The organism is Sneathiella sp. (assembly GCF_002694385.1).
Classification (GTDB): Bacteria; Pseudomonadota; Alphaproteobacteria; order Sneathiellales; family Sneathiellaceae; genus Sneathiella.
In genome coordinates, this window is sequence record NZ_NZMB01000012.1 from 305,047 (window position 1) to 325,518 (window position 20,472).

Consider the following 20,472-nt stretch of genomic DNA (forward strand, 5'->3'; position numbering starts at 1 on the left):
TTATCCTTATCTTTTCAATTTAATTCCCAACCAGGAACATGGCGATTTCAGGGAATGTGATCAGCAGCACGATGATCAGCAGCTCCATCAGAACAAACGGAAGGCAGCCCTTGAAGATTTCCCCGAGCGGCGCCTGCGGCACACTGCCCTTGACCACGAAAACATTGATCCCAACCGGCGGCGTGATACAGCCAAGCTCAACGGCTTTCACCACGATGATGCCGAACCAGATGGGATCATAGCCAAGCTGGAGAATGATCGGAAAGACGATCGGCATGGTGATCAGGATCATGGAAATGCCGTCAACCAGCGCACCCAGCACCAGATAAATCAGAATGATCAGGCCAAAAACCGCATAGGTCGGCAAATCCATATGCACGATGTAATCGGCAACCACAGTCGGCAACTGGGACATATTGAGGGCAAGGCTGAACAGTCCGGCACCGATAATCAGCAGGAATATCGCCGAAGTGGCGGTCCCGGTCTCCCAGAGGCCTTCCTTAATGTTCCGCCACGCATTCTTGCGCGCCGCCACCATGATCAGGCTGAGAAAGGCGCCAAGTGCCGCCGCTTCCGTCGCTGTGGCGATGCCAAGGTAAATGGACCCCATGACAACTGCGAACAGCACCATGACTTCCCATGACCGGCCGAGGGCGACAAACCGTTCTTTCCAGGCGGCGGCCTGCACCCTGTCCCTGTCCATTCCGGCCAGCTCGGGCTTCATCTTGACCCAGATATAGATGCCAATCATATAGATGATCGCCGTCATGATGCCGGGCACAATGGCGGCAACAAACAGCTTGACCAGCGATACTTCGGTGATGAAGGAATAGATCACCAGAATGCCACTTGGCGGGATCAGAACGCCGAGCGTCCCGCCTGCCGCGATGGACCCGCCAGCCAGGGAATATTGATATCCCCGCTTTATCATTTCAGGCAACGCCACCCGCGCCATTGTCGAGGCCGTCGCGACGCTGGAGCCGCACACCGCCGAAAAGGCGGCGCAGCCGAAAATCGTCGCCATGGCGAGGCCGCCGGGGATATGGCCGAGCCAGCGCTGGCCCGCCTCAAACGCCCGTTGCGAGAGATTGGCTGAAAAGGCCATATATCCCATGAACAGGAACAACGGCAGGACAGTGAAAGAGAAATGCGCCGTGAAGGAATAGGGGAAATTGGCGATCAGATATTCTGCGGCGCCCCAGGGACGCATTGCAAGGATGCCGACAAGCCCCGTCGTTCCAAGAGCAATGGCAATCGAAATACCCGACAACAGCAGGATCAACATCATGCTGACCAGCAGGGTACCAATAAGCACAGGATCCATCTAGATACTCGCTTTCTCTTCTTCGTCCGGCTTTTCCGGCAGAACTCCGGCCGCACGAAGAAAATCGAAGAAAAACTGTAAAGTCAGGCAGACGAGACCGATCGCCAGAATGATACGCGACGGCCAGATCGGGAAAGCGATAACGCCATAGCTGGATTCACCGCTCAAGGTCATGGCGTGCGCGATATCGATGGTCAGCCAGGCCAGCAGGCCGCAGACAGCCGTTGACACCGCGGTTGCAATGAAATTGGCCACGCGCAGCGGCCCGGGCGGGAGGAATCCCGTCACCAGATCAATGGAAAAATTATGCTTCTTCTGCTGCGCCGCGGCCATTCCGAGAAAAATGAGGCCGACCATGATCAGCACGGCAAGTTCGTTCCCTCCGGGGATCGGCTTGTTGAAAAAGCCACGGCCCACAACATCCGCCACAATGATCAGCATGGTCAGCAGCGTCAGAAAACCACTCGCCACGCCCAGCCGAAGAAGGAAGCGTTCGATGAACTCCACTATTCGTATCAGCATGTTCAGCCCCTGTTAGATGCCAAAATGCGAAAGAGACAGAATGCCTCTTTCGCGATTTATGTTATCCGGATGCGTCAGGAGCCGCACTCTTCCTGATAAATTTCCCAACCGTTTTTATAGGTTGAGGTGGCTTCATGCTTGCGGATGAGCGCGATGTAGTCATCCAGTACCTTGCTGGCATCGACATTGGCGGTCTTGGAGGCCCACTCAATCCAGCCATCTTTAATCTTGTCATAGGCAAGATCACGCACTTTCGCGGCTTCGGCGTCATCAAAGAGGTGGATCTTCACAGCGCCTTCCTTGGCGGCGATTTCACACAGCTGAAGCGCATTCTGGCGCACCTCGTCCTGGCGCATCTTGTTGTAGTGAACAATCATTTCCTCGGCGACGTCCGTCAGAATTTTCTGATGTTCCGGGCTGAGCTTGTTCCAGCGATCCAGGTTGATGGCAACGATATTGATGGCGTAAACACCCATGCGCCCGCCGTCAGAACCGTATTTAGACGCTTCCGCAAGGCCGCCCTTGACGGACGAATCAAAGGGGGAGGCCGTCATGGCGTCAACAACACCGCGCGCCATGCCTTCGAGGGCTTCCGGATAGGGCACCGAGACCGGCGTTGCCCCCAGCGCCTTCACCGTATCGGCGATGGAGAGAACAGCGCGAATTTTCAGGCCGTTATAGTCTTCCGCCTTGGTAATCGGCAGACGGGAATAGATCGTGTTGACAGAATAGCCCCGCGCATAGAGCACCCGTGCATTGCGGCTTTCATATTCTTTACGCAACGCGTCATTGGTATAGAAAAGCTCCGTGAAGGCGCCGGTGACGGCATCGCTGTCATTTGTGATGAACGGCAGGGTCACATTCGACAGGGGGTAATCATTGCGGTTATAGGCACTCGGCACCCCTGCGACAACATCCGCCGCGCCGCGTGACAGACCCGGATACAGGTCCGGACCGTTCAGCAGCGAGCTGCTGAAATAGCGTTCGAAAACGATTTCGCCATTGCTGCGTTTCTCGACCTCATCCATGAACCAGATGTCCCCCTGGGAGGTCGTGTAGATTTCCGAGACGTAGTTTGCGTAAACAAGCGTCTCCTTTGCCTGGCTTGTGGCCGGGGCGCCGGTCGCGATGACGGCGACAAGCCCCAACGCGCCGACAATGAGCTTCGACATTTTCATGTGTGTTTCTCCCTTTATTTTTTGTGGGCGGACCCTATCGGCTGCCGTCAGAATTATTCCGAATGGTAATTTTGCTACCAAACATGTTGATTATTCCATATCATTGCGCGTATAGTCAACAGATGAAATAACTGTTCAACAAATGAACACAAATGATAAAATCCTGATGTACCGGAATTCCGGAAACAGGGCAGTAGCGAGGAAGCTTAATGGTCAATAATAACAATCGCGCATGTATCGTCGGCATCGGGGAAACCCCTTATCGGCGCTGGGGAACCGTGACGGAGGAAAGCGAGTTCAGCCTTGCCTGCAAAGCCATCATGGCGGCGGCGGAGGACGCCGGTCTGCCGCTCAGTGAAATTGACGGATTCGCGGCCCATTCCGATGACCGGAACGATCCCGCCCGGCTTGAGGTGACGCTCGGCATCAAGCAGCTTCGTCTTGCCTCCATGGTCTGGGGCGGCGGCGGCGGCGGCGCCTGCGCCTCTCTTTCCAATGCGGTGGCCGCCGTCGAAAACGGCTCTGCCAATTATGTCGTCGTCCTGCGGGCGCTGTGTCAGGGGCAGCAATTCCGCTACGGACAGTTCCACGAATGGAGCGCGCATCAGAAGTTTTCCTCCCCTTACGGGCTTTTTTCTCCGCCAGGTCAGGCGGCCATGACTTTTCGCCGATATGTGCACCTGTATCAGCTTGAAGAAGAGCAGCTCGCGCGGGTCCCTCTCGCCTGCCGGGCCAATGCAAACCGGAATCCCAATGCCGTGATGTATAACAAGCCGCTTGACCTGGAAACCTATCTCAACGGCCGCATGATCGCCGAACCGTATCGCGTTTATGACTGCTGCCTGGAAACGGATGGCGCCTGCGCCCTGATCGTCACCACCCGGGAACGGGCCGCTGATCTCAAGGGCAAACCGGCGCATGTCCTCTCCGTCGGGCAGGGCGGCGATGGCCGCTGGGGCACCGGCAACTTCGGCAATTACAATATGCCCGACGATATCTTCTCCCTCGGGCCGCAGCGCGGCCTCGCCAATGAGCTGTTCGCCAAGGCCGGGGTGAACCGCGATGATGTGGATGTCGCCCAGATTTATGATGCCTTCAGCGGCAGCGTCTTCACGACGCTGGAAGCGTTCGGCTTCTGCGGGGAGGGTGAGGCTGGCGCCTATATAGATGACGGCAACATTGATGCGGGCGGGTCTCTGCCCATCAACACATCGGGCGGCCTGTTGTCGGAGGCCTATGTCCATGGCCTCAACCTGCTGGTCGAGGGCGTGAAACAGGTTCGCGGTATCTCGACGTCGCAGGTCAAGGACGCCAAAGTGTGCCTTGTCACGGCCGCGCCGGTCACACCGTCCAGCGCAACCATTCTCGGCAGCGAACCAAACTAGAAGAAGTCAGCCGGGCATATAAAGGAGATTGTCACATGCATTATGATATCATCATCCGAAACGGATCTGTCGCGGATGGGCGCGGCGGAGAACCCTTTCAGGCCGATGTCGCCATTCTGGACGGGAAAATTGCGTCCGTCGGCACGGTTGACGGAACCGCCGATGAGATCATTGATGCCAGCGGCAAGCTGGTCACGCCCGGTTTCGTCGACATCCATACGCATTATGACGCGCAGGCTACCTGGGCGGAACGGCTGACCCCCTCCTCCGCCCATGGCGTGACGACGGCGGTCATGGGCAACTGCGGGGTCGGTTTCGCGCCCTGCCGCCCGGACGACCATGACAATCTCATCCGTCTGATGGAAGGGGTGGAGGATATCCCCGGCGTGGTGATGGCGGAGGGGATCCCGTGGAAATGGGAATCCTTCCCCGAATTTCTCGATTTCCTGGGCGCGCGACAATATGACATGGACATCGGCGCCTATATCCCCCACGCGCCGCTGCGTGTCTATACCATGGGGCAGCGCGGCCTCAATCGGGAACCGGCCAACGCCGATGATCTTGCGAAAATGTCCAACATTGTCTCGGAGGCGATGGAAGCGGGCGCGATGGGTTTCTCCACCTCCCGCAGTCTCAACCACCGCTCCAGCGACCAGAATCTGATGCCCGGCATTTCCGCTTCCGAAAGCGAGCTTATGGCCATCGCGGGCGGTATCCGCAATTCAAAAAAGGGGCTGCTGCAGTTCATCACCGAATTCACGGAGGCCGAGACCGATTTCGCCATGCTGCGCCGGGTGACGGAAAAGTCGGGCGTGCCCATGACTTTCTCGCTCTCGCAACGCAGCGCCACCCCGACCTTATGGCAGAAAATCCTCGAACTTACCGCAGAGGCCAATGAAGCGGGCGTCGAGATCATGCCGCAAGTCTATTGCCGTCCCATCGGCCTGCTGCTGGGTCACAAGCTGCATTATAATTTCTTCTCCTTCTCGCCAAGCTATGTGGCGATCAAGGACCTTCCGGCAGACGAGCGACTTGAAAAAATGCACGATCCGGCGATCCGCCGCAAGATTATCAGTGAATTCCCGGCCGATGCCGCCGATTCCGTCATCAACCGCTCGCTGGTTGACCTCGCGAATATCTATCTGATGAAAGATGGCTTCGATTATTCGCCAAAGCCGAAGGACAGCCTCGCGTCCCTTGCCGCGCAGAAGGGTATGCCGCTGGCGGAGCTGGCCTATGACCTGCTGATCGAGAAGGGCGGGGAGAATGTCTTCTACGCCCCGGCCCTTAATTTCGCCGACAAGAATCTGAAGGCCGTCGAAGCAATGCTGAAGCATCCGAACACGCTGTTCGGCCTTGGCGATGGCGGCGCGCATGTGGGCATCATCTGCGATGCCAGCGGCCAGACTTTCATGCTGCAACACTGGGCCAACGAAAAGACGGAGGGGCATATTCCCATCGGCCAGATCATCAAGAGCCTGTCCCATGATAATGCCCGGGCGATGCATTTACATGATCGCGGCGTCATCGCGACAGGCTACCGCGCCGATATCAATGTCATTGATCTCGACGCCCTGAAGCTTCATCGGCCAGAGATGTGTTACGACCTGCCGCTTGGCAGCGGCCGCCTTGTGCAGCGGGCCGATGGCTATGCGGCCACTCTCGTTGCCGGTGAAATCACTTATCGGAACGGGGAGCCCACGGGTCGGCTGCCCGGCCGCCTGGTCCGCGGCGCGCAGGACGCGCCCGCTCTCTCCGCCTGACGGAACACCCGTCGCAGACACCACGGCGTGAGAACATCTGCTCTTATGCCGTTTGCATTTGCGGCGGCCTTTTTTATCCGCTATTCCGGTCAGGCCCCGATCTTTGGGTATTCTTAACCCATTGCTGTTATCTGTTGTCCTGATCGGTGCGGCTTGATCCTTTGCCATGAATAGGGTAGGAGATTCGGCGCTGCCCGCCGGGATGCCCGTCACCCCGGCCCCTGTCATGAAACAAGACCGGTCGAATTGCATGAAACCGGCATGAGGAAAGTCCAACGGAAATGCAGACCTTTGCCCTTACCGTCAAATGCCGGACGACGCGCGGCATCGTTGCGGCCATTTCCGGCTTTCTTGCGGACAATGGATGCAACATCACCGACAGCGCCCAGTTCGACGATCAGGAAACCGGCAATTTCTTCATGCGTATCAGCTTCCAGAGCGAGACGGGCGCGAGCCTCGCCGCGTTGCAGGACGGCTTTTCCGTCATCGGCGACAGCTTCAAAATGGAATATGATTTCCATGACGAGGCGGAGAAAATGAAGGTCGTCATCATGGTATCGCGCTTCGGCCATTGCCTGAACGACCTGCTGTACCGCTGGCGTATCGGCGCGCTGCCCATTGATATCGTGGCGGTCATCTCCAACCATCTCGATTACCAGAAGCTGGTGGTCAATCATGATATCCCCTTCCATCTCATCCGGGTCACGAAGGAGAACAAGGCGGAAGCCGAAGCCGCGCAGATGGCGGTGGTTGAGGAAACCGGCGCGGAACTCATCGTGCTCGCCCGTTACATGCAGATCCTGTCCGATGACATGTGCCGCAAAATGCCGGGCCGCATCATCAATATCCATCATTCCTTCCTGCCGAGCTTCAAGGGCGCGAACCCTTACAAGCAGGCGTTTGAGCGGGGCGTCAAGCTGATCGGCGCCACCTCCCATTACGTGACCGGAGACCTTGACGAAGGGCCGATCATCGAACAGGACATCATCCGCGTCAGCCATGCGCAAAGCCCGGCCGATTACGTCAGCCTCGGCCGCGATGTGGAAAGCCAGGTCCTGTCCCGCGCCATCCATGCGCATATTCACCGGCGGGTGTTTATCAATGGCAACAAGACCGTCGTTTTCCCGGCAAGTCCGGGCAGCTATGCCTCCGAACGGATGGGCTGAGCCCAGACGGCCCCCTGCCAGGCACTCTTTCTTTGACGTAACCGCCAATTCTTCGTAGGTATGGGGCGAATAACCATCAATTTGCGGGAAGAAACTGTGACCGGTTCCGAAGCCGTGGCAGGCAAGAACACAACCCTTAGGAAGCTCCGGCCGATCTGGCTCAATCTCGCCCTGATGGCGGCGTCCCTGATCCTGCTCGCCATTCTCATCTTCGCCCTGTTTTTTCCCGATGGCACGCTCGGGCAGGTGGCGCGGGGCGGCGGCAAGGCCCTGCCGCTGCTGCTGTTCACGCTCCTCGTGGCGGCGGTTATTTTTTACGCCTTTGGCGGCATCAATATTGTCAAGACCATCAAGCACCGGGGGAAGGCCAGCTATCGCCGCGAAGAGACGGAAGGCCGCCTGCAGATTTATCATACCACCCCGACCCGGATATCGCTGGTGACGCTGCTGTTCCCGCTGGTCACGGGCGCGAGCTGCTACTTGCTGATTTCCTTTCTCGCCCTTGGTCAGGAAGCGGGCTCCAATTGGGCCTCGCTTTATTCTCTGGTGGGTTTTACCATCCTGCTGATCGCGATTGTCGTCACGCTCTGCTGTATCCTTCCGGGCGCGCGATATCGCAAACCCGCCGTCATTGCCATTACGCCCCATGCGGTCGAGACCGAGGATATGCGCCTGTCTTTCGAGGATATTTCCGGTTTTGACATGATCTGCATCACCGGGATTGAGGAAACATCCGAACCGATTCGAGGACGCGAAGAGGGGATCGCCGACGCGGTTGTGTCAGACCACGGGCTCACGGGGCGGATGGCGGCGCGCAATTTCATGATCCGCGCCCACCGGGAAGACGGGATGGACGCCCTTCCCCTTGCCGGCGGCCTGACCGAAGACTGCGCCCGCCGCCTGCTCGATGATATTGTCCAGGTGACCGGCAAAACCGACTGACAGCAAAGCCCTGATCCGGCGCCCGGCCGGTTATTCCGGATAGGCGAAGCCCTCCAGCGCCGTGGCAATCTGCACGGCGAAACGCGCTGAGGCCACGGGCAGGGTGCGTCCGCGTTTTTGCCCGAGAATCAGATTCCCCGGCTGAAGATCCTTATCCGATATTTTCCGAAATACCAGGCCATCCCCCGCCTGATCCCGAAGGCCGATGGGAATCTGAAAGCCGATCACATTTTCATGCCGCACATAGTGGCGGATCAGCTCGAAGCTCTCCGTTTCGACCACCGGCGTCAATTTCCGCAAATTGCGCCGGGCCGCATTATCCAGCAGATAGCGCACGCCATATTCCGCCGTGGGGGCGATATGCGGCCATTCAAGGCAGTCGCGCAGGCGGATTTCCTTTTTCTGCGCCAGCGGATGCCCCGCCTGCAGTATGGCGCAGACGGGCTGCGGCACAATCTGGATAACCTCGAAATCAACGAGATAGAGCGGCTCGAACACCAGCGCCAGATCACTGGAATAGCTGGCGAGCTCCTGTTCCGCCTCGGTCCGGTCGCGGACATTGACCGCAAAGCTGACCCCCGGATGCTCGGCCCGGTATTCGGCAATCTGCTGCGGCAGGAAATAGGGCAGCAGCGCCTGCGAACAGGCAATCGACACATGCCCGCGCCGCACACCGGAAAGATCCGCCACCTGCCCCTGCACCCGCGACAGATCCGACTGCATCACCCGGTAATGATGCAGCAGCAACTCCCCCGCCGGGTTGAGCCGCACCCCGCCCGGGACGCGTTCGAAGATCGCCGCGCCGAAATCCTCCTCAAAGCGGATAATCCGCCGGGTGAGTGCCGAGGCCGTGAGGTTCATATCCTCCGCCGCGCGCCGTATAGAGCCCGCCCGCGCCACCGCTTCGATAAGCTGAAAGGTCAGTAAGTGTCTCATAAATATCGACTTCTTGTTGCGCGGTGCATTTTTTGAACCGGATTGCTGAAATCTTAGCAGTTTTATGTACCGTAAAACATCCTATGCTGGCCTGCAATTGAATTCACGTTGCGAAAGGGCACAACATGACTATGAACAGGCGTCAATTTCTCCAGGCCGGAACGGCTGTCCTCAGCGCGGTCCCATTTGCCCGCAGCTTTGCGGCCATCGCGGCACCTGCCGATCAGATCGTCGTCGCCACGGGGCAGACCATCAACAGCCTCGATCTGCACCGCACCGGTACCAACCGGCCGAGCTATCAGATCGCCATCAACTGCTATGACCGGCTGGTCACCTTCGGCACCAAGACGCTGGAGAATGGCGATGTCTCCTTCGATTATTCGAAGATCGAGCCGGAGCTGGCGGAAAGCTGGACCATCTCCGACGATGGCCTTGCCATCACCTTCAAGCTGAAACCCGATGCCGTTTTCTGGGACGGGCGCAAAGTCACCGCGGCCGATGTCAAATGGTCCTTCGATCGCGCCGTTACCGTCGGCGGTTTCCCCACCACGCAGATGCGGGCGGGCGGGTTCAGCCGCCCCGACCAGTTCGAAGCGATTGACGCGGAAACCTTCCTTGTGAAGCTCGATAAGCCGTCCAAGCTGTCGCTGCCCGATCTTGCGGTTCCCGTTCCCTTCGTCATCAATTCCGAAGTCGCCAAGGCAAATGCCACGGCGGAGGATCCATGGGCAACCGAATATCTGCACACCACGCCCGCAGGCTCCGGCGCCTACAAGGTCGCGCGCTGGGATTCCGGTCAGCAGATCGTGTTCGAACGGTTCGATGGCTGGGTAGGCGGGCCGCTCCCCAAGGTCAAGCGGATCATCCAGCGCGAAGTGCCGAGCCCGGCCACCCGCCGCGCGCTGATTGAGCGGGGCGACGTTCAGATTTCTTTCGATATTCCGGATAAGGACGCGGCGGAACTGGCCAGCAAGATGACCGTTCACTCCACGCCGATCGCCAACACGATCCATGTTGTCGGGCTGAATTTCAACTTCGAGCCGTTTCAGGACGCCAATGTGCGCAAGGCCATCGCCTACGCCATTCCCTATGAAGAGATTTTCAAATCCGCCGCCTATGGCCGCGGCGCGCCGCTGTGGGGCGCGACGGAGCCGATTGAAGATACCGTCTGGCCGCGCAAATCCCCCTATTTCACCGATCTCGACAAGGCGAGAGAACTGATGGCCGCCTCAGGCTTCGCGAACGGCTTTGAGGTGCCGCTCTCCATCAGTACGGACCTCGCCACCTGGATGGAGCCGACGGCGCTGCTCATCCAGGAAGCCGTCGGCAAGATCGGCATCAAGACGGAGATCGAGAAGATCCCCGGCGCCAACTGGCGGACGGCGGTCCTCGTCGAGAAGAAGCTGCCCTTCCATCTGGAGAATTTCGGCGGCTGGCTGGATACGCCCGACTATTATTACTTCTGGGCCTATCTGAAGGGGAATCTCTTCAACTCCTCCAACTATCATAATGACGAGGTGGCGAAGCTGACGGAGGAAACCCTGCCCATGGCGCAGGATGATCCGCAGTATCTCCCCAAGATCAAGCGCATGTTCGAGATCGCGTTCGAGGATCTACCGCGTATTCCGCTCTATCAGCCCGCGCTCAATGTCGCGGTCAACGGCTCGGGCGGGTATGAGTTCTGGTTCCATCGCCAGCTCGATCTGCGTAGCCTCGGCGCGACGGAGGCCTGAGCCATGAACGGGCGCGGCGCGGCCATATCCTTGCGTATTGCGCAGGCCATCCCTGTCGTCATCGGGGTGATCGTCATCAGTTTTCTGCTGACGCGCGCCCTGCCGGGGGATCCGGCCGTGCAGTTCGCCGGGGCCGCCGCCACGCCCGAATCCATTGAACAGGTTCGCCAGTCCCTCGGGCTCGACAAACCGCTGCCCGAACAGTTCATCATCTATGTGGGGCAATTGCTGCAAGGCGATCTCGGCCAGTCGGTCTCGACAGGCAGGCCGGTTATCCAGGAGCTGGCCGCCCGCCTGCCCGCCTCGCTCGAACTCACGCTGGTGGCGCTGATCCTGTCCTGCGCCATTGCCATCCCCCTTGGCATCCTCGCCGCGACCCGGCCGGGAAGCTGGGTGGATCAGCTCTGCCGCCTGCTGGTGACGGCGGGCGTCTCGCTGCCGACCTTTTTCACCGGCCTTGTGCTGATCTATGTCTTCTATTATCTGCTCGGCATTGCACCCTCCCCCCTCGGGCGGCTGGACTTCATCTATCTCGATCCGCCCCATGTCACGGGCTTCTTCCTGATCGATTCCCTGCTTGACGGTGATCCGGCAACCTTCATGGGCGCGCTGCGCCAGCTGATCCTGCCGGCGGCCACGCTGGCGCTCTTCACCCTCGCGCCCATTGCCCGCATGACCCGCACCGCCATGCTGTCGGCGCTCGGCGCCGATTATATCCGCACCGCCCGCGCGGCGGGGCTTAATCGCGGCAAGATCCTCTATGGCTATGCCTTTCGCAATGCCCTGCTGCCGGTCGTGACCACGCTCGGCATGGTGTTTTCCTTCGTGCTCGGCGCCAATGTGCTGGTGGAGAAAGTCTTCGCCTGGCCCGGCATCGGCTCTTACGCGGTGGAGGCGCTGGTGGTGTCCGACTATGCCGCCGTGCAGGGCTTCGTCCTCGCCATGGCGCTGCTGTTCGTTGTTCTCAACCTGGTGATTGACCTCGCCTATTCGATCATCGACCCCCGATTTGGAGCCGACGCCAAATGACAGACCAGACATCGACAGCGCCCGCCACGCCCGCCGCCCGCCACGCCATGGCGGCGCATATGCTGTATGTGTGCCGGGAAAATCCGGTGACGGCGGCCTCTTTCGTGATGTTCGCCTTTTTCATCCTGTCGGCGCTGATCGGCCCCTATGTGGTGCCGTATGATCCGCTCGCCACCAACTCCGCCATTGCTTTGCAAGCGCCGAGCCTCGCGCATCCTTTCGGCACTGACAACCTTGGCCGCGATGTCTTCAGCCGGGTGATTGTCGCCACCCGGCTCGATCTGATCATCTCGGTCCTGGCGGTGGCGATTTCCTTCGTCATCGGCTCTATCCTCGGCGCCATATCCGGCTATCGGGGCGGCTGGATCGATAGTGTTCTGAACCGCGTCCTTGACACCATCATGGCCTTTCCGCTGTTCGTGCTGGCCATGGGAATTGTCGCCGCGATGGGCAATTCCGTCACCAATATCATTATCGCAACGGCCATCATCAACATCCCCTTCTATGCGCGGCTGGTCCGGGCCGAGGTCAGCATCCGCCGCGAGGCGGGCTTCACCCTCGCCGCCAAGCTGGCCGGCAATTCCGACTTGCGCGTCCTCGCCCTGCATATTTTCCCCAACTCCCTGCCGCCCATGATGGTGCAGGTGTCGCTCAATCTCGGCTGGGCCATTCTCAATGCGGCGGGGCTCAGCTTCATCGGTCTTGGCGTCAAGCCGCCGACGCCGGAATGGGGCATCATGGTGGCGGAAGGCGCCAACTACATCATCTCGGGCGAATGGTGGATGGCGCTGTTTCCCGGCCTGTGGCTGCTGCTCGCCGTTTTTACCTTCAACCTGATGGGCGACGGCCTGCGCGACATCGTTGATCCCCGCCGGAGGACCTGAACCATGCTCTCGATCCATGACCTCAATGTCTCCTTCCGCACCCGCCGGGGCGATGTCAACGCCGTCAAGGGGATCAGCTTCGATCTCGCCAAGGGGGAGCGGCTCGGCATTGTCGGGGAAAGCGGATCAGGCAAGTCCGTCACCTCCTACGCGCTGATGCGCATTCTCGATGCCGGGGGGCGGATTGCCGCAGGCGAAGCCGTCTACAGCGGGATCGACCTCCGCCGCGCCAGCGAATCCGCCATGAAGGACATTCGCGGACGGGAAATCTCGATGATTTTCCAGAACCCGCGCGCCGCCCTCAACCCCATCCGCAAGGTCGGCCATCAGATCGAGGATGTGTTGCGGCAGCACGCTCAGGCGACCGCCGCCAATGCGAAGGAAAAAGCCATTGCGGCGCTGGAGGCCGTTCGCATCAATGACGCCGCCGCCCGCTATGAGGCCTATCCCTTTGAACTCTCCGGCGGCATGTGCCAGCGCATCGTCATCGCCATCGCGCTCGCCTGCAATCCGAAACTGCTGATCGCCGACGAACCGACCACCGGCCTTGACATCACGACGCAGAAAACGGTGATGGATCTGGTCGATGATCTGGTCCGGGCGCGCGGCATGTCGTCGATCCTGATCACCCATGATCTCGGGCTGGCGTCCCAATATTGCGACCGCATCGTCGTGATGAAGGACGGGCTGATCGTGGAAGAAGGCGATCCCGTCGCCCTCTTCACCAATCCGCAGCATCCCTATACCAACCGCCTGGTGGAGGCGACGCCGCGCCGGGGCGTCCGCATCCGCTCGCTGCTGCCTGAAGACCAGCGAACCCCCGAACCGCCCCGCACAATCGGCAATGACCCATTGCTCGACGTGATCAACCTCAAGAAAACCTATATGGGCAAATCCGGCCCGGTGCATGCCGTCAAAGGCATCAGCTTCACCATCCGCGAGGGGGAAAGTGTCGGGCTGGTCGGCGAATCGGGCTGCGGCAAATCGACCACCTCCGCCATGATCGTGCGGCTGCTTGAGGCCAGCTCCGGCCAGATTCTCTACCGGGGGGAGGATCTGGCGACCCTTCCGGCGTTGCAGTTTGCCCATCACCCCCTGCGGTCGAAAATCCAGATGGTGTTTCAGGATGCGACGGACAGCCTCAACCCGCGCCATACGGCCCGGCAATCCATTGCGGAACCGCTGCTGCGCATGTCGAAACTGCGCGGCGACAAACTCCGCGCCCGCGTTGAGGAACTCGCCACGCTTACCGGGCTGCCCACGCATCTGCTGGATCGCTTTCCGCATCAGCTTTCCGGCGGGCAGAAGGCGCGCGTCGGCATTGCCCGCGCCATCGCCCCCGATCCGGATCTGCTGATCCTCGATGAGCCGACGGCCGCGCTTGATGTGTCCATCCAGGCGCTCGTCCTCAACCTGCTCTGCGATTTGCGGGCCCGGCTCGGCATGAGTTACCTGTTCGTCAGCCATGATCTCAACGTTGTCCGCCTGCTGTGCGACAAGGTGGTTGTCATGAAGGGCGGCGCGATTGTGGAGGCGGGTTCGGTCAGCGACGTGATGGACGCCCCGTCCGATCCCTATACCCGCGAGCTGTTATCGGCCGCGCCACAGGCGCCACAACGCTCGATTGCCTGAATATCCCCAAGTGTAAAGACGAAGACCCATGACTATGATTGCCAATATACCCGACCAGATCGACAAGCTGCGCCAGGCCTACCGCACCGGATTGCGGCCCGAAACCGTTATTGCCGACGTCTTCCGGCGGCTTGAGGCCGTGGATGACCCCGGCATTTTCATCCATACCGACCGGGAGGCGGCGCTCAAGGCGGCGAAAGCCCTCGGCGATTATGACGGGCGGCCCCTGTGGGGTATTCCCTTTGCCGTGAAGGACAATATCGACGTTGCGGGCATGCCGACCACCGCCGCCTGTCCCGATTTTGCCTATACCCCCGATCAGGATGCCTTCGCCGTCGCGCGCCTGAAAGCCGCCGGGGCCATCTGTATCGGCAAGACCAATCTTGACCAGTTCGCCACCGGTCTGGTGGGGGTGCGCACGCCCTATCCCGCGCCCCGAAACGCCGTTGATCCGGACATCGTGCCGGGGGGCTCCTCCTCCGGCTCCGCCGTTGCGGTGGCGCAAGGGATCGTCGCATTCGCCCTCGGTACAGATACCGCCGGTTCGGGCCGGGTGCCCGCGGCGCTTAACAATATTGTCGGCCTCAAACCGACCCTTGGCGCCCTTTCGACCAGCGGCGTGGTTCCGGCCTGCCGGTCGCTCGATACCGTGTCGGTTTTCGCCCATTCGGTCGCCGATGCCTGGGCCGTCTTCGATGCGGCGGCGGCCTTCGATCCGGAGGATGCCTATTCCCGGCCACTGCCCGCCCCGCGCCTGTGCGGCGTGCCGCCGGTGCTGCGCATCGGCGTTCCGGACGCGGCGAGCCTGGAAACCTTCGGCGACACGATCCAGAAGGACAGCTTCCGCAAGACGCTGGCCATGCTGAAGGTGAACGGCGCCATCATTTCCGAGATGGATTTCTCGCCTTTCTATGAGGTTGCGCGGCTCCTCTATAACGGGGCGTGGGTGGCGGGGCGCATCGCCGCCATTGGCGACCGTCTCACAACCGCCCCCGACACCCTGCATCCCGCCTTGCGCGCCGTTCTGGAACCCGGCCTGAAACTCACAGCGGCCGATGCCTTCCGCGATATCTATCAATTGCGCGCGCTGGAACGGCGCTGCCGCGATCTCATGGCCGATATCGACCTGCTGTGCGTGCCCAGCATTCCGACATTTGTAACCGTCAAGGAGGTCGAGGCCGAGCCCATCGCCGCCAATTCGAAGCTTGGCACCTATACGAATTTCGTCAATCTTCTCGATCTATGCGCGATCACCGTGCCCACGCCTCCGCGCGCCGACCACCGCCCGGGCAGCGTGACACTGATTGCCGGGAAAGGCCGCGATGCCCTCTGCGCCGCCCTCGCCGGTCGGATCGAAGGGAATTTCGGCCAAAGTTCAGGAAGCCAGCCCGTGACCGATGTGCAGGAGGATGAAATCGCCCTTGCCGTCTGCGGGGCGCATATGTCGGGCCTGCCGCTGAATGGGGAACTGACCAGCCGCAATGCCCGCTTCCTGCGCCGCTGCCGGACCGCGCCGCGTTACAGTTTTCATGCCCTTGCCGGCGGCCCGCCCAAACGGCCCGGCCTCGTGCTGGAAAAAGACGGTGGCGCCGCCATCAGCGTTGAGATATGGGCCCTGCCGCGCGCATATTTCGGAGACTTCATCGACGGCATTCCCGCCCCTCTCGGCATCGGGACGATCCATCTCGACGATGGCGGCACGGTCAAAGGTTTCATCTGCGAGGCGGGCGGCCTCGACGGCGCGGAGGATATCAGTCCCCTCGGCGACTGGCGCAGCTATCTCAGCCAACATATGTCCCGCGGCGCATGAACAGGGGATCAGAAACCGGCCTGCATGTTGCGGCGGCCTGATTACCGATCGGTCAAAAACAGGGGAATGGTGCCGCTGGCCTGACTCGAACAGGCGACCTACGCATTACGAATGCGGTGCTCTACCAACTGAGCTACAGCGGCTTATCGCGTTTCGCGGCAACATATAATCCGCCCGCAAAAGAGAAGCAAGCGTTTCCTCGCTTCCCTTGCATTTTACACGCGGCAGAGCATGCGGAACGGTGGCGCCGATCCTGCGTCGCAACGAAGGCCCGCATGGCCGGAGATGTGAAAAGTTTATGTCCGGGTCGCTTCCCTCCTGACCGCTGGAATGGATAAAATGCCGCGTTGCCTGTTCCTTGACAGGCGGGGGCAGACATGCTGCCGGTCCGTCTTCTGGCTGAAAACGCTCTCTCCCTTTCCGTTGGCGCGAAAAGAGCGGACCTTAATACCGCGGCAACCAAAGTCGCCTGCTATCCTTGATGCTGTTGTTATGGAATGTTGAAACGGCGGGGCGTTCAGCCCTCTGTCCGACGCGTATATTATACGCCATATACGATCATAAGTCCAGAAAAATACGCATTCGCCGGCGCGGGCGCGGCGATGACGGGAGCCGCGGCGACGGGGATAACCCGCGGATCGCCGTGCCTTAGGTGCTCGCTGAAATTTCCCGGACGATTTCCGCCTCGATCACATCCGGAGAGTGCGTCCCGCGATCCACCGTCCGCCATTCGAAGCTGTCGAAGCTGTCACAGGCCGGGCAGTGGGCGTGCCAATCCTCCTCCTGACGGCCGCAGGAATTACAGATCCAGAGGGGGTCCTGCGGGGCGACGCTGCTTTTCACAATCCATTCCCGCGCCGCGAAGGCATCGGCGTTGGCCTTTTCCTCCAGCTCCGCCAGCAGGCGGAGAATTCCGGCGGTGGGATTGTCCCCGCCCGCCTTCAGCAAATGCTCCCGCGCCAGACCCCAATCGCGTGAGGCCAGGGCCGCCCGGCCCAGCATTAGATGGGTTTCCTTATGATCGGGGTTGCCGGGGGCGACGGTTTCCGTGGCCCGCCGCAGCCAATCCGCCGGCTGCTCGCCCGCGACGCTGTGCCGGATGGCTTCGGCAAGGTCCTGATGCGGCGCATGTTTCCAGGTTTCCGCCACAAGCTTGCGCAACTTGCGTGAATTTCCCTGCACCTCCGCCGCCAGCTTCATATCGAGCACGGCCGCCGGAACAAAGCTCGGGTCCAGCGCATGCGCCTGCTCGGCCAGCGGAAGGGCTTCCGCATCGCCTTTCAGCTTTTGCGTCGCCAGCGCCCGTTCATAGGTAATCACGGCCTTCGCCCGGCGCACCGCGTCGCTTTTCGCCGCCTTGCCGCGCGCCATTTTGGCGAGCAGCCGGTCCGCCTCGTCCCAGTCGCGCATCTTGAGCGCCAGTTCATACAGGTCTTTCTGGACCCATTCGGTGCCGGGGCGCAATTCCTCCGCCCGCTTTGCGAGGCTCCGCGCCTTTTCAAGATCACCGTCGCGAATGGCGCGGTTGATCAGCCCGCGCAGCCCGAGAAATTCCGTATCCCGCCGCTGCATCATGCGGTCATAATAGATATTGGCCGCCCGTTCATCGGCGTTCAGCTCCGCCGCCTGCGCGGCGAGCAACAGCGTCATCGGCTCCCCGGAAAGATGCTTTTCCGCCGCCACGGCCTGTCGGCGCGCCTCATCCGCATCACCTGCGGCAATGGCGACCATGCCGCTGGAAATGGCTTCCAGCCCCTTGTTGCGGCGGCGTTCGGAAAAGACATCGCCGATCCGCCCCGGACTGTGCTTCAGCCAGATCCAGAAACGATAAAGAAGCGCGACGAGCGCCGCAAAGACCAGCGCCAGCAGACCCACCACAATGACCGAGGTTTCAACGATATATCCGCCCCATGTAAGGCGGACATCCCCCGGATGATCGGACAGCCAGACCGCGCCAAGCGCAATCAGGACAACCAGGGCAAATATGAAAAGAATGCGGATCATGACACCCTCTCTAGTTTGCCGCCGGGGGCGTTGCCGCCGGAGCCGTCGCCGCGCTGGCCGTTACGGCCTGCAACAACCCGGTAATCGCGCCTTCAACGGCAAGGCGGCGCTTCGCTTTTTCAAGCCAGGGCGCCGCCACTTCGGCCGCCGCGCCCTGCAGGCTTTCCACCTCGGCCACCGCGCCCGCCAGATTGCTATCGGCCAGGTTTCGCTCGGCCCGCGCGACAACCGCATCCACATCGGCACTGTCATTGTCATCCACCCGGCGGAAACGGATGGCGGAGGCGATGCGGTGCAGCGCCTTGCCATACCAGGTCTCGTCAGACGGCAGGCGCGCGGTCTGCGTGATATCGCTTGCGATACTGCCAAATTCCTGACGCAGCGTCGCCACCGTCGGCGCGCCATCGGCCGCAATGGGTTGCAGCGTGCCGATCAGATCGGCGAACTTGCCATCCGCCACCGCCGATACCTGCTTCATGCTGCCATCGAAAGGATTGCTGCTGCGCGTCTCCCGCTGCAATTGCCCGACGGCCAGCAGCATCAACGTACGGCGACTTTCCTCGGCCCGGCTCGCCTTGGAGTCAATTTCGGATTTCAGCGCCCCTTCCAGCGCCGCAATCTGCCCGGCCTGCGATTTCACCGTGTCGCGTTCTGCGGTCAGCTCTGTTTTAAGATTGCCCAGTTCCGATTTCAGATCGAGAAGGCTCGTCTTGAGATCGACAATCTCGCCCGCCACTTCCGGGCTCGGCCCCGGGGCGACCGGCTCCGCCGTTTCCAGCTTGACGATGCTGTCCTGCTGGGCTTTGACCTGCTCTGTCGCCGCGGCAAGGGCCTGCTGCTGCTCTTCCAGGCGGGCGGAAAGGGAGGCAATCTCGCCTTTCAACGCCTCCGTATCGGCGGCATTGGCGCCGTTGCCATCCGGAGCGCCACTTGCGCTCTGCTGGGATTTCACCTGATCTTCCAATGCGGCCAGTCGGTCCGTCAGCGCCGCATAGTCGGCCTTTAGATTTTCCCGCACCGCCTCAATGGCTGCGGTCGCGTCCGTCATGCCCGTCGCATCAGCGGCCGGGGCCTGACCCAAGCGGCCGGAAATAATCTCTGCGGTCCGCTGCGGAAGATAGGGTTCGACAACCGGATAGAGGAGCGGCCAGGCCGCGAGGCCAATGAAGAACAGCACAATCAGCGCTGCCGCAATCAGTCCGGCGCGGGATTTTGTCTCCCCCTGCGGTGCCTCTGCCGGTTTGGGTTTAGGTTTGGGATCGGGATCGGATTTGGGTGCGGGATCCGGGGCAGTCGCGGCCCCCGGTGCAGTGGTTTTCGCCTTTTCCTGCTTATCCGTACCGGCAGCGGGGACGGCCGTCTTGCCGCTTTCCTCAGTGGTGCCAGATTTCTTGTCGGACATCTCTTGCTCCCTTGACCTGTCGGGGTTGTCATCCTGCCTGCCAGCTTGGCCGACTGGCGGCAGCAAGGCAAGCAGCTTTTCCTGATCGGGTTCCGTCGCGATTTTCACCTCCTGCCACCGCAGGGAGGAAATCTTGTCGGCGATGGCCGCGCTCAGGCAATAGGCTGTCATGGATTCCATGAAGGGCGCGAGGCCCGCCGCGGTGACGATGCCGGTGAAAATGGCCGCCGTGCGCGGCGAATAAAACAGGACGGCCGGAATGCTGCCCGCCTTGATCTCGCGGGTGATTTTGGCATCGAGCGACGTGACGGGCAGCGCCTCATAAAGGACCAGCCGCTCGCAGTCAAAGCCCTGCTCGGTGAGCATGCCGACCAGATCGCCCGCCACCTCGGACCCGGAGACATGGATCAGGCGGCCCCCGTCCGGCGTTGCGGCATCAATGATCACATCCCGAAGGGAATTCACATCGCCGCCCGCGGCCGTCACATGCGCATAGCCTTCGGCGCGCAGCGCCTCCGCCGTTGCGCGGCCGACGGCAAAGCAGCGGATATTCTTATCACCGGCGAGGCGGCCGAGCGCCCGCGCGCCATTGGCGCTGGTGATCAGCAGCGCCTGCGCCCCCGCCGTGTCCAATGTCCGGTTCGGCAGGTTTTCGATAAACATCATCGGGGCGAGGCGCGGCTCATGCCCCCTGCCGGAGAGAATATCGGCAAGGGCGCTGGCGTCAGGCTCGGGTCTGGTGATCAGTATTTTCATGATCAG

Annotated in this window: 15 protein-coding genes and 1 tRNA gene; 9 read left to right on the plus strand and 7 right to left on the minus strand. The window is 60.9% G+C overall.

Going from position 1 to position 20,472, the window contains the following annotated elements; all coding sequences use genetic code 11:
- Positions 1-19: 19 nt before the first annotated feature.
- The 3 genes from CMN55_RS08200 to dctP form a co-directional block, all read right to left on the minus strand.
- On the minus strand, positions 20-1,324 hold the full coding sequence (locus tag CMN55_RS08200; protein WP_293949268.1) for a TRAP transporter large permease: 1,305 nt from the start codon (positions 1,322-1,324) through the stop codon (positions 20-22).
- Positions 1,325-1,846: a TRAP transporter small permease subunit gene (locus CMN55_RS08205; RefSeq protein ID WP_293949270.1), complete on the minus strand. Its 522-nt coding sequence runs from the start codon at positions 1,844-1,846 to the stop codon at positions 1,325-1,327.
- A 74-nt stretch (positions 1,847-1,920) separates the two neighbouring features.
- A complete protein-coding gene (dctP, locus tag CMN55_RS08210) occupies positions 1,921-3,024 on the minus strand; it encodes a TRAP transporter substrate-binding protein DctP (protein ID WP_293949272.1) in 1,104 nt (367 codons plus the stop codon).
- A gap of 209 nt (positions 3,025-3,233) precedes the next feature.
- Between dctP and CMN55_RS08215 the strand changes: the two genes are divergently transcribed.
- The 4 genes from CMN55_RS08215 to CMN55_RS08230 all read left to right on the plus strand — a co-directional run bounded on the left by CMN55_RS08215 (position 3,234) and on the right by CMN55_RS08230 (position 8,280).
- Entirely contained in the window at positions 3,234-4,409 is a 1,176-nt protein-coding gene (locus tag CMN55_RS08215; protein WP_293949274.1) for a thiolase C-terminal domain-containing protein, read from the plus strand.
- Positions 4,410-4,444: 35 nt separating this feature from the next.
- Complete coding sequence (locus CMN55_RS08220) at positions 4,445-6,172, plus strand: N-acyl-D-amino-acid deacylase family protein (RefSeq protein WP_293949276.1); 1,728 nt, start codon at positions 4,445-4,447, stop codon at positions 6,170-6,172.
- A gap of 281 nt (positions 6,173-6,453) precedes the next feature.
- The gene (gene purU / locus CMN55_RS08225; protein ID WP_293949278.1) at positions 6,454-7,338 is read left to right on the plus strand and encodes a formyltetrahydrofolate deformylase; all 885 of its coding nucleotides are present in this window, start codon (positions 6,454-6,456) and stop codon (positions 7,336-7,338) included.
- A gap of 96 nt (positions 7,339-7,434) precedes the next feature.
- Entirely contained in the window at positions 7,435-8,280 is an 846-nt protein-coding gene (locus CMN55_RS08230; RefSeq protein WP_293949280.1) for a hypothetical protein, read from the plus strand.
- A 30-nt stretch (positions 8,281-8,310) separates the two neighbouring features.
- Here CMN55_RS08230 and CMN55_RS08235 read toward each other — a convergent pair whose 3' ends face one another.
- The gene (locus tag CMN55_RS08235; RefSeq protein ID WP_293949282.1) at positions 8,311-9,216 is read right to left on the minus strand and encodes a LysR family transcriptional regulator; all 906 of its coding nucleotides are present in this window, start codon (positions 9,214-9,216) and stop codon (positions 8,311-8,313) included.
- 131 nt (positions 9,217-9,347) lie between these two features.
- On the opposite strand from CMN55_RS08235, the gene CMN55_RS08240 reads away from it, so the two are divergent.
- From CMN55_RS08240 to atzF, 5 genes are read left to right on the plus strand one after another with little or no spacing between them, the layout of a single operon-like run.
- Positions 9,348-10,949 carry an ABC transporter substrate-binding protein gene (locus CMN55_RS08240; RefSeq protein WP_293949284.1) on the plus strand — a complete coding sequence of 534 codons (1,602 nt, stop codon included), beginning with the start codon at positions 9,348-9,350 and terminating at the stop codon, positions 10,947-10,949.
- 3 nt (positions 10,950-10,952) lie between these two features.
- The gene (locus CMN55_RS08245) at positions 10,953-11,978 is read left to right on the plus strand and encodes an ABC transporter permease (protein WP_293949286.1); all 1,026 of its coding nucleotides are present in this window, start codon (positions 10,953-10,955) and stop codon (positions 11,976-11,978) included.
- Complete coding sequence (locus tag CMN55_RS08250; RefSeq protein WP_293949287.1) at positions 11,975-12,862, plus strand: ABC transporter permease; 888 nt, start codon at positions 11,975-11,977, stop codon at positions 12,860-12,862. Before CMN55_RS08245 ends, CMN55_RS08250 begins: the two co-directional genes overlap by 4 nt.
- Before the next feature lie 3 nt (positions 12,863-12,865).
- Positions 12,866-14,494, plus strand: a complete 1,629-nt coding sequence (locus tag CMN55_RS08255; protein ID WP_293949289.1) for a dipeptide ABC transporter ATP-binding protein — start codon at positions 12,866-12,868, stop codon at positions 14,492-14,494.
- Positions 14,495-14,528: 34 nt separating this feature from the next.
- Entirely contained in the window at positions 14,529-16,304 is a 1,776-nt protein-coding gene (atzF, locus tag CMN55_RS08260; RefSeq protein WP_293949291.1) for an allophanate hydrolase, read from the plus strand.
- Positions 16,305-16,371: 67 nt separating this feature from the next.
- On the opposite strand, the gene CMN55_RS08265 is transcribed toward atzF, so the two are convergent.
- The 3 genes from CMN55_RS08265 to CMN55_RS08275 all read right to left on the minus strand — a co-directional run bounded on the left by CMN55_RS08265 (position 16,372) and on the right by CMN55_RS08275 (position 20,466).
- Positions 16,372-16,447: transfer RNA gene (locus CMN55_RS08265), tRNA-Thr, on the minus strand.
- A 505-nt stretch (positions 16,448-16,952) separates the two neighbouring features.
- Positions 16,953-18,308: a heme biosynthesis protein HemY gene (locus tag CMN55_RS08270; RefSeq protein ID WP_293949293.1), complete on the minus strand. Its 1,356-nt coding sequence runs from the start codon at positions 18,306-18,308 to the stop codon at positions 16,953-16,955.
- 10 nt (positions 18,309-18,318) lie between these two features.
- The gene (locus CMN55_RS08275) at positions 18,319-20,466 is read right to left on the minus strand and encodes a uroporphyrinogen-III synthase (protein WP_293949295.1); all 2,148 of its coding nucleotides are present in this window, start codon (positions 20,464-20,466) and stop codon (positions 18,319-18,321) included.
- Between the last annotated feature and the right edge of the window lie 6 nt (positions 20,467-20,472).

Excerpts from the sequence above, each read along its gene's own strand:
- dctP (WP_293949272.1), bottom strand. The coding sequence starts at position 3,024 with ATGAAAATGTCGAAGCTCATTGTCGGCGCGTTGGGGCTTGTCGCCGTC.
- CMN55_RS08250 (WP_293949287.1), top strand. The coding sequence starts at position 11,975 with ATGACAGACCAGACATCGACAGCGCCCGCCACGCCCGCCGCCCGCCAC.
- atzF (WP_293949291.1), top strand. The coding sequence starts at position 14,529 with ATGATTGCCAATATACCCGACCAGATCGACAAGCTGCGCCAGGCCTAC.
- CMN55_RS08205 (WP_293949270.1), bottom strand. The coding sequence starts at position 1,846 with ATGCTGATACGAATAGTGGAGTTCATCGAACGCTTCCTTCTTCGGCTG.
- CMN55_RS08235 (WP_293949282.1), bottom strand. The coding sequence starts at position 9,216 with ATGAGACACTTACTGACCTTTCAGCTTATCGAAGCGGTGGCGCGGGCG.
- CMN55_RS08200 (WP_293949268.1), bottom strand. The coding sequence starts at position 1,324 with ATGGATCCTGTGCTTATTGGTACCCTGCTGGTCAGCATGATGTTGATC.
- purU (WP_293949278.1), top strand. The coding sequence starts at position 6,454 with ATGCAGACCTTTGCCCTTACCGTCAAATGCCGGACGACGCGCGGCATC.
- CMN55_RS08215 (WP_293949274.1), top strand. The coding sequence starts at position 3,234 with ATGGTCAATAATAACAATCGCGCATGTATCGTCGGCATCGGGGAAACC.
- CMN55_RS08255 (WP_293949289.1), top strand. The coding sequence starts at position 12,866 with ATGCTCTCGATCCATGACCTCAATGTCTCCTTCCGCACCCGCCGGGGC.
- CMN55_RS08220 (WP_293949276.1), top strand. The coding sequence starts at position 4,445 with ATGCATTATGATATCATCATCCGAAACGGATCTGTCGCGGATGGGCGC.
- CMN55_RS08240 (WP_293949284.1), top strand. The coding sequence starts at position 9,348 with ATGAACAGGCGTCAATTTCTCCAGGCCGGAACGGCTGTCCTCAGCGCG.
- CMN55_RS08270 (WP_293949293.1), bottom strand. The coding sequence starts at position 18,308 with ATGATCCGCATTCTTTTCATATTTGCCCTGGTTGTCCTGATTGCGCTT.
- CMN55_RS08275 (WP_293949295.1), bottom strand. The coding sequence starts at position 20,466 with ATGAAAATACTGATCACCAGACCCGAGCCTGACGCCAGCGCCCTTGCC.
- CMN55_RS08245 (WP_293949286.1), top strand. The coding sequence starts at position 10,953 with ATGAACGGGCGCGGCGCGGCCATATCCTTGCGTATTGCGCAGGCCATC.